The sequence below is a fragment of the Arthrobacter sp. 05N33_2 genome, from assembly GCF_056397425.1.
The window spans coordinates 16,546-28,004 of sequence record NZ_JBFTNJ010000044.1 but is presented as its reverse complement, the minus strand read 5'-3'; the positions used below and the strand labels follow the sequence as shown (position 1 = coordinate 28,004).

The following is an 11,459-nucleotide window of genomic DNA, read 5'->3' as shown; positions in this document are numbered from 1 at the left end:
CCCCCAGCCTGATGGCGTGGTCCAGGACGTCGCGGAAATGATCCTGCAGTTCGGGGTCCGGCACGCCGTCCGGTCCGCCGCCCATGAGGCTCTGCAGGATTCCGGCCAGCGGGGCCGTGGCACGCTGGAACGTGATGACCTGGCGGGAGAGTTCATAGATCCTGCGCGATACGCCGGGGTCGGCAGCGAACAGGTCGTCTTCGATTTCATCGATATCGTTTTCCAGCCCTGCCGCCACCGGCTCGTACTCGTCCACCACCTGGTCCAGGATCGCGTACAACACCGCATCCGGTCCGAGCGCCAGGAACTCCGGCTCGGACTCCATCCGCCGGCGCACCCGGGCCAGGTCGGGAGACTCCGCCCGGCGGACAGTCACCACAAAGTCCGGGCCGGAAAACACATGGATCTCGCCGAACTCGACCTTCTCCACATCGTCCAGGTACCGCGCGGGCCGCAGCACCAGGAACAACGTCTCGCCATAGTGTTCCAGCTTGGCCCGCTGGTGGCCGGCGAGCGCGTCCTCCACGGCCAGGTGGCTCAGGTCAAATTCCTCGGCCACGGAGCGCAGTTCCTCGGCTTCGGGCCGGTAGAGCCCGATCCAGGCCATGCCCTGGCGCTGCCGCAGCAGAAAGTACGTCTCCTCGAGCCCTTCCGGGTCGGCGGTCCGGTGACCGTCCACATAGACGGCGTTGTCAATAATCGTCACGGCCGCGCCTCCTCTTCAAGGCATTCGCTTTGCTGTGACGTTATACCGTCCCCGGGCCGGTGCCAACAGCCCGCACTGCCCCGTGAGCGCCGCTGGTTTTCCGGGAACATTCCCCGGAAAGACTGCCGGGAAGAACGACGCCGACGGCCGCCGCCAGGGCTCCAACGCACAGATGCTGGCTTGGGGCAGATCGCCCGAACCGTGCACACCGTCTGCCCTGAGCCCCGCCAGCCCTCAGCACGCTTAGTATTGAGTGGACTGGCAGGCCGGCAGGGATAGCCTGTTCGCCCTGCCCGCAATCGAAAGGTACGGCCGCCATGACCGAGACACCCCGCAGATTCGACCCCACCAATCCAGACGACGCCTCCACCTCCCAGTACGCGGGGTCCGCTGACGCCACGCCCGGGCCCTCGTCCGCCGAGCAAGGCCTCAGCACGGACGTGGCCGCGACCGGCACCGATGTGGCCGCCACGACGGCGGGGCGCGCCGAAACCTCCCGCCCCGAGGAACCCACGGCTCAGGCTCCCGCGCCGGCGCCCGCTCCGGACACGCGCCAGGTCACCCGTGCGGGAATGGTTTGGGCCGCGGTTGCCTGCGCGCTCGTGGTGCTGATCCTGCTGATCGCTTTCATCCTGCAGAATCAGGAGTACGTGCAGGTGAAGTTCTTTGGCCTCGAAGGCTCGGTCCCGCTGGGCATCGCCTTGTTCATCGCGGCCGTCGGCGGCGGCGTTCTGGTCGCCATCGCCGGAGCCGCCCGCATCATCCAGCTCCGGCTCGCCGCGCACCGCGTCCGCCGCCAGGCCAGCCCGGGCACGCGCACGCGCTGACGCGGAAACCGCCAGGCGCTACCCTCTTTCCATGCGCGACGCAGAACCCCGGGCCCAGGCAGCCATCACCACCGCCGCGGCGGACTGGCCCGACGTCGAGCGTCTCTTTGGCGTCCGCGGCGAGCCCTCACGATGCTGGTGCCGGTTCTTTGCCTTGACCGGCCCGCAGTGGTCCGCGTCCACCCCGGAGGAGCGGAAGAACCAGTTGCGGGACAAGTTCGACGGCGGCCAGCCGGCGCCCGGGGTCCTGGCCTTCCGCGACGGGAATCCGGTGGGCTGGTGCGCCGTCGAGCCCCGCGGGTGCTACCCAAGGATCCTGCGCTCGAAGGTGCTGGCGTCGGCCCCTGACGCCGCCCGGGATCCCGGCGTGGACCATGTGTGGCCCGTCAGTTGCTTTGTCGTCTCCCCCGGCCACCGACGGACCGGCGTGGCGGGGGCGTTGCTTGCCGCCGCCGTCGAACACGCCGCCGCGCACGGCGCCACGGTGGTGGAGGGTTATCCGGTCGACCCCGCGCAACGGCCCAAGGCCGGCCCGGCAGACCTCTACCACGGCACGCTGGGACTCTTTTTGGCGGCTGGCTTCACAGTAGTCAGCGGCGAAGTGGTCAGCGGCGCGGTGCCGGGACGCGCCGTCGTCCGCCTGATGGTGCCCCGGCCCGGCAGGGACCGCGGGCGCTAGGGCAGGGTCAGGATCACYGGCCCGTCGGCGGTGATGGCCACGGTGTGTTCGCTGTGCGCGGCGCGGCGGCCGTTCGCTGAGCGGAGGGTCCATTCGTCGTCGTCATGGTAGTAGTCGTCCTTGCGGCCGAGAATCAGCATTGGCTCGATGGCGATGACCAGGCCCTCGGTCAGTTTGATGCYGCGACCGGGACGTCCGTCGTTGGGCACGTGCGGCTCGGCGTGCATGGTCCGGCCGATCCCGTGGCCGCCGTGGTCGGCGAGCAGCCCGTAGCCTGCCCGGCGCGCTGCCCCGCCGATCGCGTAGGCGAGATCCCCCATCTTGTTCCCGATCCTTGCCGCTTCGATCCCCCTGGCCAGGGCGGCGTCCGTGGCGTCGATGAGGGCCTGGTCCACCGGGTCCACGGTCCCCACGATGAAGCTGACTGCCGCATCGCCGCACCACCCGGCCAGGAACGCGCCGCAATCCACGCTCAGGAGGTCCCCGTCCTGGAGCCGGTACTCATTGGGGATGCCGTGCACGACGGCGTCGTTGACGGACGTGCAGATGACCCCCGGGAACGGCACTGACGCCCACCGCGGCCGGTAGTTCAGGAACGCCGGAGTGGCTCCCGCGTCGGCGATTGACGCCGCGGCGACATCGTCCAGTTCCTTGAGCGAAACGCCGACGGCGGCCGCGTCGCGGACCCGGGCGAGGGTGGTGGCGACCACCCGGCCGGCCTCGCGCATCAGTGCGATCTCTTCGGGACTCTTGATCATGGACATGGCTTTCCCTTCCGACGCGGAGCCGCGGCTTGCTGGCTTCAACTCTAAAGCCCGGCGCGGCGTGTCTACAGTGGCCTCATGACCACCACGGAACTCATAGACGCGATCCGCGGCAGCCTCCAGGCTGCTGCCGATCCTGGCCGCGCCGCGGGGGCACAGGCCTACATGAAATCGCAGATGCCATCCCTGGGCGTGCGGGTTCCCGAGGTTCGCAGCATTGTCAGGGCCGCGGCCGCGGACCACCCGCCGGGCAGCCTGGCGGAACTGCAGTCCGCGGTTCTTGTGCTGTGGCGCAACGCCGGCCACCGTGAGGAACGCTACGCCGCGATCGAGCTCACGGGGCTCAAGCCCGCAGCCGGGGAACTGAGCATGCTGGCCCTCTATGAGGAAATCATCCGCACCGGAGCCTGGTGGGACCTGGTGGACGGGGTGGCCCACCGGCTGGGCGCCCTGTTGCAGGCCCACCGGGCAGAACTGACGCCGGTGCTCGAACGCTGGAGCCGGGACGAGGACTTCTGGGTCCGACGGGCCGCGATCACCGCACAGCTGGGGGCGAAGGGCGCCACGGACACGGAGCTCCTGGCCGCTGTGATCGAGGCCAACCTCGAGGACCGGGAGTTCTTCATCCGCAAGGCGATCGGGTGGGCGCTGCGCCAGTACGCCAGGACGGATCCGGCCTGGGTGAAAGCATTCGTGCGGCGGCATGCGGACCAGCTCAGTCCGCTCTCGCGCAAGGAAGCGCTCAGAAATCTGGCGGCTTAGCCAGAATCAGCGCTAGATGATCGGCCGAGTGGTGACCGGCTCGTCCGACTTGGTGAACAGCAGCTTGGTCTTCGGGTCAAGGAAGATCAGGTACAGCGCAAACAGCAACGCAATGATCGCCGCGGCGTTGCGGGCCAGCGCCAGGGCCAGGCCCAGATCCGCGGTCTGCAGGTACGGGAAGACGTCGAGCTGGTCCGAGATCGCGTACACCATGAAGAAGGACACGATGAAGTAGAGCGCCTTGACCTGCCAGTCGTCGCGGATGCCCGTGACGGCGAAGAGCGGGATGAGCCAGACGATGTACCAGGACTGGATCATCGGGGACAGCAGTACGACGGCGGCGAAGGCCAGGGTGAGCCGGCGCATCAGGCGGTCGTAGTCGCCGCGGAAGATCTGCCAGGCGACGATGCCGACGGCGAGCAGCTTGCCGGCGTCGAACGCCCACTTGGCCAGTCCCCAACCGTCGAGCCCGAAGGCGTTGGAGATGGAGGCCACGATCAGGCCCACCAGGCCAACAGGCGCGTACCAGATCCAGATGCTGCCCGGGGCGGACAACCCGTTGATCCAGCCGAAGCCGAAGCCATTGACCCGGCTCATGAGATACAGCAAGGCCAGGCTGATGCCGGCCGTGAGGGCCCAGAAGACGAACTTGCGCGGCCAGCTGGCGCCCTTGCCCGCCCAGAGCAGGCCGATGAACGGCAGGAAAACCACCGTGATGGGCTTGACCGAGATGGAGAGCGTGACCAGCACGATTCCGAGGATGACCCGGCGCGTGGCGCAGTAATAAAGGCCGGCCAGGGCCAGGCCGATCATGAGGGCATCGTTGTGGACGCTGGCGATGAAGTTGGTGAGGAACAGCGGGTTGGCCGCCGTCAGCCACAGGGCCCGGTTCGGGTTCACTCCGTGCAGTTCGGCCAGTTTGGGCACGTAGATCACGCAGAGGACCACGCCCACCAGGGCCGCGATCCGGAACAGCATGATGCTGCCTTCAGGGTGCACGTTGGTGGCCCAGACCACGAACTGTTCGATCCACAGGAACAGTTGCCCGTAGGGGACGGGGGCTTCGGTCCACATTCTGTCGGCGCCCAGCTGGAAGTAGTTGGACAGCGCCGAAATGCCGTTTTCGTAGGGGTTGAAGCCCTCCACCATGAGCCGGCCCTGGCCGATGTACGCGTAGACGTCGCGGCTGAACAGCGGCACAGAGAACATCAGCGGCAGCCCCCAYGCCGCCGTCGCCTGGAGCGTGGCCTTGCGGGCGCCGGCCCCCCAGACCCGGACGCGCTGGCCGAGCCGGAGCCAGGCGCGGACCAGCAGCATGCCGCCGAAGGCCAGCAGGACAATGCAGAGGGCGACGCCCAGGGCCTCGGTGCGCATAAAGATGAACAGCGGGACGCGGCGGAGTTCGGACGCGGGGGCAAGCCAGCCGACGCCGATCGAACCGATCGTCATGAACAGCGAGCCCAGGAACCCGGCAAGGATCGGGGACCGGGGGTTGTCGACGTCGCCGACGGCCCCTTCCCCCTCAGGGGAGGCCGCAGCYGGGGTGAGCGCGGTCCGGCCGGACGCGGAGGGGCGGGACGTGGACGGGCGGGACGTACCGGCAGCCGTTTCCCCCGCCGCAGGCACAGGCGCCGTCATGTCAGGATCGTCCAATCTGTTGTGGGCCACAATTCCGCCCACAGCCGGCCGCAGTGTCCGGCCCGGGGCGCCGCGTCGAAGAAATCAGTGCCGAAATAATTCGGCGGCCGCGTATTCGAAATCCTAGCACCGGACGGCTCTGTGGCGTCGGAACGGTAGGCTGGGCGGGTGCCTATTACTAACGAACGCATCGTCTGGATCGACTGCGAAATGACCGGCCTGGACACCAAGAATGACGCCCTTATCGAGGTGGCCGCGCTGGTGACCGATTCGGAGCTCAACATCCTGGGGGACGGCGTCGACGTCGTGATCAAGCCCGACGACGCCGCGCTGGCCCAGATGAACGACTTTGTCCGCGACATGCACACACGCTCCGGCCTGCTGGCGGAGCTTCCGCACGGCAAGACGATGGCCGAAGCGCAGGCAGCSGTGCTCGCCTACATCAAGAAATGGGTGCCGGATCCCCGGAAGGCGCCGCTCGGCGGCAACTCGGTGGGCACCGACCGCGTGTTCCTTGTCCGCGATATGCCCGACGTGGTGGAGCACCTGCACTACCGGGTCATCGATGTGAGCACCATCAAGGAACTCTCCCGCCGCTGGTTTGCCCGGGCCTACTTCCAGTCCCCGGCCAAGCTGGGCGGCCACCGGGCGCTCGGCGACATCAAGGACTCCATCGACGAACTCCGGTATTACCGCGAGGCCGTGTTTGTCCCCGCGCCGGGCCCGGACAGTGCCACGGCGCAGCGGATCGCCAAGCGCGTCATGGGCGGCGAACCAGCCGAGCCCACCCCGGCGGAGTAGCGGCCGCACACCTACCCTCCGCGCAGCGGGGCCGGTGAAACGTCGCCGGGGACGTGGCGCGGAAAAGTAATCTGCGCCACGTTTCGCGGAAATTTCGGCGAAAATCGCAAAAGTGGCAAAACCACCCCCAAACAGCAGGTAAGCTATTTGTCGTTGCCTTTCCAGCCAGCCGGTTCGCCGGAGGGCCTGATATGGCACATGGTGGGCGTAGCTCAGTTGGCAGAGCGCCTGGTTGTGGTCCAGGAGGTCGCGGGTTCAACCCCCGTCGCTCACCCTCATGAAGGACGGCAGTGATTGTCCGACCTTTTCCAAAGGCCGCACCGGTTATCCGGTGCGGCCTTTGTTGTCTGTATGGGAAGGAATCGCAGTGAAGCGCAAGCTGTTTGAAGAAGACCACGAGATGTTCCGTGAGATGGCCGCCGAGTTCAACGCGCGCGCGGTCGCTCCCCACTACACCCAGTGGGACGAGGACCACATGATGCCCCGGGAACTGTGGTCCGCTGCCGGCGAGCAGGGCCTGCTGGGCCTGGCCGTGCCGGAAGAGTTCGGCGGCATGGGGATGTCCGACTACCGCTTCCGGACAGTGCTGGACGAAGAATTCGCCAAGAGCAACCACCTCGCGGTCGGCCTGGCGTTCCACCTGCACGATGACATGGTCCTCCCCCACCTGCTGGCCTACGGCTCCGATGACCTCAAGGCCCGCTGRCTCCCGGGCATGGTCTCGGGCGAAAAGGTCACCTCGGTCGCCTGGACCGAACCGGGGGCCGGCTCCGACCTGCGCGGCATCCGCACCAAGGCGGTCCGCGACGGCGACGACTGGCTGATCACTGGCCAGAAAACGTTTATCGGCAACGGCATCTCCGGCGACGCCTCCCTGGTCCTGGCTCGCACCGACGGCGGTACCGGACGCGGAAACCGCGACTCGTTCTCGCTTTTCATGGTCCAGAAGGGCGAGGGCTACAACACCGGCAAACAGCTGGACAAGATGGGCCTCAAGGCCTCCGACACGGCCGAGCTGTTCTTCGACAACGTCCGCGTCCCGCACGCGGACCTCGTCGGCGAGGAGGGCAAGGGCCTGCAGTACGCGGCCGAACAGCTCCCCCAGGGCCGGCTGGCGATCGCAGTGGCCAGCTCCGCCGTCGTGCGCGCCACCTACGAGGCGACTGTCCGCTACACGAAGGACCGCAACGCGTTCGGCGAGCGGATCATCGATTTCCAGAACAGCCGCTTCGAACTCGCCGACATCCTCACGGAGGTCGAGGTCACCGAAGCGTATGTGGACCAGGCCATCCTGGCGTTCAACGCCGGAGAGCTCGACGCCGCAGGCGCCGCCCGTGCCAAACTGTGGGCGTCCGAGCGCGCCAAGTCCGTCACGGACCGCTGCCTGCAGCTGCACGGCGGGTACGGCTACATCATGGAATACCCGGTGGCCCAGGCCTACCTCGCCGCCCGGCTGCTGACGATCTTCGGCGGCACCAACGAAATCATGCGCGACGTCGTCGGCCGCACCATCGCCGGCTGAGACGCCGCGACTCCACCTGCACCCGAGGAATATTCCTGATATGACCGTCCTGCCCATCACGATCTGGGGCGAGCCCGTGCTGCACCGCCGGGCCGCGGAAGTCGAAGTCTTCGACGACGAGCTCCGCAGCCTGATCGCCGACATGTTCGAGACCAACGACGCCGCGAACGGCGTCGGGCTGGCGGCCCCCCAGGTGGGGGTCGGCAAGCGGCTCTTCGTGTACAAGTACGACAACGACGACGGCGCCGCGCCCACCGGCGTCGTGGTCAACCCTGTCCTGACACTTTCCAAGATCTCCGGCGCCCTGCCGGACCCCGACGATGAAGAGGAAGGCTGCCTGTCCTTCCCCGGCGGCCAGTATCCGCTCAAGCGGGCGGAATGGGCGAGGGTCCAGGGCTTCGACGGTGACGGGAAGCCGGTGGAATTCGAGGCGACCGGCTGGTTCGCCCGGGTCATCCAGCACGAGTACGACCACCTCGATGGCAAGCTCTACGTCAACCGGCTCATTGACCGCTATGCCCGCCGGGCCATGAAGCAGGCCAAGCGCAGCGGCTGGGGCGTTCCCGGCCTGACCTGGATGCCGGGAGTGGACCCGGACCCGTTCGGCCACTGACGGCCGCGGCTGGGCGCTGCTGCACGCGGATTTCCCCCACGTTTGACGCCGATGCGCAGGAAATCGCCGGCGGTTTGGCGGGACGCGCCGGCGGCGGGTCCCAAAGGTGGGGAATTTCGGCGGGATTTCCCCAGTTCAGCAGTGACCCGGCCAGCCGGTTCCTTTAGGTGCGGTCGACGGCGGCCAGGATCGCGGCGCCGAGCTCGGCCGGCCTGGTGAACTGCGGCCAGTGTCCGGTAGGCAGGTCCACATAGTCGACCTGGCGGATCCGTCCGAGCTCCGCCACGAACGGGTGGCCRCCGGCAACCATTTCCGTCAGCATCGAGGACGGGAATTCGCAGGCGATGATGGTGACCGGAACCTCGAAGCGGCGTTCATCCGAGAGCTGCTGCCGGTCCTGGGCCACGCCGCGGGGCTGCGGGATGGCACGGGCACGGAACATGGCGCGCAGCTCGTCGGTCAGGTCGGTGAGGTCCTGGTCCTCGAAGAGCTCCCACGGCGGCAGCGGCACCTCGTCGCCGTCGGCCGGGAGCTCGTCATTGATGACCCCGCCCTCCCCCAGCGGTCCGCTGTCCACGTAGACAGCCCGGGCCACCCGGTCCGGGCGGGCGTCGACGGCGCCGTGGATGATGGCCCCGCCGCCGGAGTGGCCCACCAGGACCACCGGCGCGTCGAAGGAATCGATCTTCGCCACGACGGCGTCGATGTGGGTGCGCAGGCCGATCCCGGCGCGCGGCGCATCCGCCGACTCCAGGCCCGGCAGGGTCAACGGATGGACCTTGTGCCCGGCCGCGGTCAGCGGCGGGGTGACGTCCGCCCACGACGAGGCGTCCAACCAGAATCCGGGTACGAGGATGATGTCCATGCCGGTACCCTACCGGTCGAGTACCAGCTCCACCACCTGATATGGGTCCTCGCCCGGGACCAGGTTGTGCATGGTGATGCGTCCGCCCGAGCCGTCCGCCGGGTGCAGGTGGATCTGCCAGCCCCAGTCCGGGCCGGTCGGCGCCGCATAGGAGCCGTTGAGCCGGAGGACACCGTCGCCGCCCACAGTGCCGGAGAACTGCATCAGCGCCTTGCCCGTGTGCCAGGAGTCCAGCCACACAGCGGTGGCGGGATCCGCGCCGGACGCGCCGCCGGCCAGGATCAGGAGGCCTTCCTGCGGGCTCTCACCGTCTGACCAGGTGTAGGCGACACTCGCGAAGTGTGCGGCGGTCACCGTCACCGTGGCGGTGGCCGCCGAAGCCTTGTAGTCGTCCGTGGGCATGAGCCGCAAGCGGTTTTGTCCCTGCCAGGCGCCAAGGAACGGTGTCACGTATTTCACAATGTCCATGCTGCAGTCTACTGAGCCAATCGATCCTGCTCAGTCCTGGCCGGCCTTTCGAGGCTCGCCGCGAAGTCCGGGACGTAGCGGAACAGTTCCCGCGGCGGGCGCGTGTAGTTGACGGCCTTCGGCCGCTCCGGCAAGGTCACCTGTTCTGTCCGTACTTCGGTGTAGTCGATGCTGGAGAGCAGGTGGGCGATGAGGTTGATCCTTGCCCGGCGTTTGTCTTCGGCTTCCACCACGTACCAGGGAGATTCCGCGGTGTCTGTCTGTACGAACATGTCGTCTTTGGCCCTTGAGTAGTCTTCCCAGCGCAGGATTGCCTCCCGGTCCATCGGCGAGAGCTTCCATTGCCGCATGGGATCATCCATCCGGGATTTGAACCGCCGCTCCTGTTCCCCATGGCTGATCGAGAACCAGTACTTGAAGAAGAGGATGCCGTCCTGGATGAGGAGCCGTTCAAAAACCGGGCACTGGGCCATGAAGCGTTTGTGCTCCGCCGGGGTGCAAAAGCCCATCACGTGTTCGACGCCGGCGCGGTTGTACCAGGAGCGGTCCATCAGGACGATTTCCCCGGCGGCCGGCAGATGCGCCACATAGCGCTGGAAGTACCATTCACCGCGTTCGCGCTCAGTCGGCGCCGGCAATGCGACTATCCGGGCAAACCGCGGATTCAGGTACTCGGTGACCCGCTTGATCGCACTCCCCTTGCCGGCTGCATCCCGCCCCTCGAAGATGATGAGGACCCGCGCCCCGGTGCTCCGGACCCACTCCTGGAGGGCAACCAGTTCCGCCTGGAGCCGCAGAAGTTCGGCCTCGTAGATTCCGGCATCGAGCCGGGCCGGCCGCCGTGCGGAGCCCTTCTTGTGGCCGGCGTGCCCCTTGCCTGATTTGTCCGTGCGATGTGCCATGGTTTCCGTTCCAGCATTTGGGGCGCGCGGTTTGTCCCGCCGCGCCCATTCTCGCCGTGCATCAGAACGGCTGCAAGGGTCCTCCAGCCCGAAGCCGGGACGGGCGCGTCAGCGCGGCACGATCGTCTGTTGCGCTGGGCACGAGGACAGGATCCGTTTCATCGCCTCCTTCTCTGCCGCAGTAACCCACAGCCGGTAGGCCGCCTTAACCGAAATTTGGCGGGCGACGTAGTGGCAGCGGAAAGCCTTGTTTGGCGGCAGCCAGGTGGCGGCGTCGGAGGCACTCTTGTCCTGGTTGGCGGGACCGTCGACGGCGATCAGGTTGAGCGGATCGTTGGCCAGGTGTTCACGCTGCTGCGAGGTGAGCTGTTGGGCGCCCTTTTGCCACGCGTCCCCCAGCGCCACGACGTGGTCGATCTGCACCGCAGCACTGGTTTCGGCGCCGCGCCGGAACACGATCATGCGGCCGGTGTACGGTTCCTGGAACGTGCCGCCGGCCACCTGGCAGCGGGAGCCACTGACGAATTCGGCGGCCGCCAGGTCGCGGCGGAGGATGTCGTTGCGCGTATCGCAGCCGTTGCGGTCGACGTCGAGCCACGCCTGGCCGAAGGCGCCCCGGTCATAGTTGTTCTTCGCCGACCGTCCCTTGACCGCGAGGGTGTCGAGCACGCCGGCAGCGCTTCCCTGCGGCACGGCCCGGACGGCGTCCACCGCGTTCATCCACCCTCGGGCAATGACGGGGGCCTCGCGGGGGCCGGCGATTTGCGGCTCCGCGGCGGCAAACTGGCCAGCCGTGAAGAACCAGACCAGACCGCCCAGGACGGCCAGGCCGGCCGCGGCCAGGAGAATCCAGGCCTGGCGGGAGTGGCGGCGGGCGCGGCGGAAATCCATCCAGGTGACGGTCATGTGGGC

13 protein-coding genes and 1 tRNA gene are annotated in these 11,459 nt (G+C 67.7%); 7 read left to right on the top strand and 7 right to left on the bottom strand.

Features of this window, described 5'->3' with window-relative positions:
- The coding region (locus tag AC1DHX_RS15255; RefSeq protein ID WP_476900196.1) for a magnesium and cobalt transport protein CorA at positions 1–706 on the bottom strand (706 nt) is incomplete at its 3' end.
- Positions 707–1,023: 317 nt separating this feature from the next.
- Here AC1DHX_RS15255 and AC1DHX_RS15250 point away from each other — a divergent pair.
- Together AC1DHX_RS15250 and AC1DHX_RS15245 are read left to right on the top strand one after the other, a co-directional pair.
- On the top strand, positions 1,024–1,533 hold the full coding sequence (locus AC1DHX_RS15250) for a LapA family protein (protein ID WP_476849002.1): 510 nt from the start codon (positions 1,024–1,026) through the stop codon (positions 1,531–1,533).
- A gap of 31 nt (positions 1,534–1,564) precedes the next feature.
- On the top strand, positions 1,565–2,212 hold the full coding sequence (locus AC1DHX_RS15245) for a GNAT family N-acetyltransferase (RefSeq protein WP_476858306.1): 648 nt from the start codon (positions 1,565–1,567) through the stop codon (positions 2,210–2,212).
- On the opposite strand, the gene map is transcribed toward AC1DHX_RS15245, so the two are convergent.
- On the bottom strand, positions 2,209–2,976 hold the full coding sequence (gene map, locus AC1DHX_RS15240; protein WP_476900195.1) for a type I methionyl aminopeptidase: 768 nt from the start codon (positions 2,974–2,976) through the stop codon (positions 2,209–2,211). The two genes, AC1DHX_RS15245 and map, sit on opposite strands and share 4 nt — an antisense overlap.
- Positions 2,977–3,054: 78 nt before the next feature.
- On the opposite strand from map, the gene AC1DHX_RS15235 reads away from it, so the two are divergent.
- Positions 3,055–3,738, top strand: a complete 684-nt coding sequence (locus AC1DHX_RS15235; protein WP_476856928.1) for a DNA alkylation repair protein — start codon at positions 3,055–3,057, stop codon at positions 3,736–3,738.
- Positions 3,739–3,750: 12 nt separating this feature from the next.
- On the opposite strand, the gene mptB is transcribed toward AC1DHX_RS15235, so the two are convergent.
- On the bottom strand, positions 3,751–5,376 hold the full coding sequence (gene mptB, locus AC1DHX_RS15230) for a polyprenol phosphomannose-dependent alpha 1,6 mannosyltransferase MptB (RefSeq protein ID WP_476858305.1): 1,626 nt from the start codon (positions 5,374–5,376) through the stop codon (positions 3,751–3,753).
- Between the two features lie 168 nt (positions 5,377–5,544).
- On the opposite strand from mptB, the gene orn reads away from it, so the two are divergent.
- The 4 genes from orn (at position 5,545) to def (ending at position 8,312) form a co-directional block, all read left to right on the top strand.
- A complete protein-coding gene (gene orn / locus AC1DHX_RS15225; protein WP_476848997.1) occupies positions 5,545–6,177 on the top strand; it encodes an oligoribonuclease in 633 nt (210 codons plus the stop codon).
- A gap of 201 nt (positions 6,178–6,378) precedes the next feature.
- A tRNA-His gene (locus AC1DHX_RS15220) sits at positions 6,379–6,451 on the top strand.
- A 93-nt stretch (positions 6,452–6,544) separates the two neighbouring features.
- Positions 6,545–7,699 carry an acyl-CoA dehydrogenase family protein gene (locus AC1DHX_RS15215; protein ID WP_476900194.1) on the top strand — a complete coding sequence of 385 codons (1,155 nt, stop codon included), beginning with the start codon at positions 6,545–6,547 and terminating at the stop codon, positions 7,697–7,699.
- Between the two features lie 40 nt (positions 7,700–7,739).
- On the top strand, positions 7,740–8,312 hold the full coding sequence (gene def / locus AC1DHX_RS15210) for a peptide deformylase (RefSeq protein WP_476858304.1): 573 nt from the start codon (positions 7,740–7,742) through the stop codon (positions 8,310–8,312).
- Positions 8,313–8,475: 163 nt separating this feature from the next.
- Here the strand turns inward: def and AC1DHX_RS15205 are convergent, their stop codons facing one another.
- The 4 genes from AC1DHX_RS15205 to AC1DHX_RS15190 all read right to left on the bottom strand — a co-directional run bounded on the left by AC1DHX_RS15205 (position 8,476) and on the right by AC1DHX_RS15190 (position 11,453).
- Positions 8,476–9,177 carry an alpha/beta fold hydrolase gene (locus tag AC1DHX_RS15205; RefSeq protein WP_476848994.1) on the bottom strand — a complete coding sequence of 234 codons (702 nt, stop codon included), beginning with the start codon at positions 9,175–9,177 and terminating at the stop codon, positions 8,476–8,478.
- A gap of 9 nt (positions 9,178–9,186) precedes the next feature.
- Positions 9,187–9,645: a DUF1579 family protein gene (locus AC1DHX_RS15200; RefSeq protein ID WP_230011585.1), complete on the bottom strand. Its 459-nt coding sequence runs from the start codon at positions 9,643–9,645 to the stop codon at positions 9,187–9,189.
- Positions 9,646–9,653: 8 nt separating this feature from the next.
- The gene (ppk2, locus tag AC1DHX_RS15195) at positions 9,654–10,547 is read right to left on the bottom strand and encodes a polyphosphate kinase 2 (RefSeq protein ID WP_476858303.1); all 894 of its coding nucleotides are present in this window, start codon (positions 10,545–10,547) and stop codon (positions 9,654–9,656) included.
- A 108-nt stretch (positions 10,548–10,655) separates the two neighbouring features.
- Positions 10,656–11,453: an HNH endonuclease family protein gene (locus AC1DHX_RS15190; RefSeq protein WP_476858302.1), complete on the bottom strand. Its 798-nt coding sequence runs from the start codon at positions 11,451–11,453 to the stop codon at positions 10,656–10,658.
- Positions 11,454–11,459 lie beyond the last annotated feature (6 nt).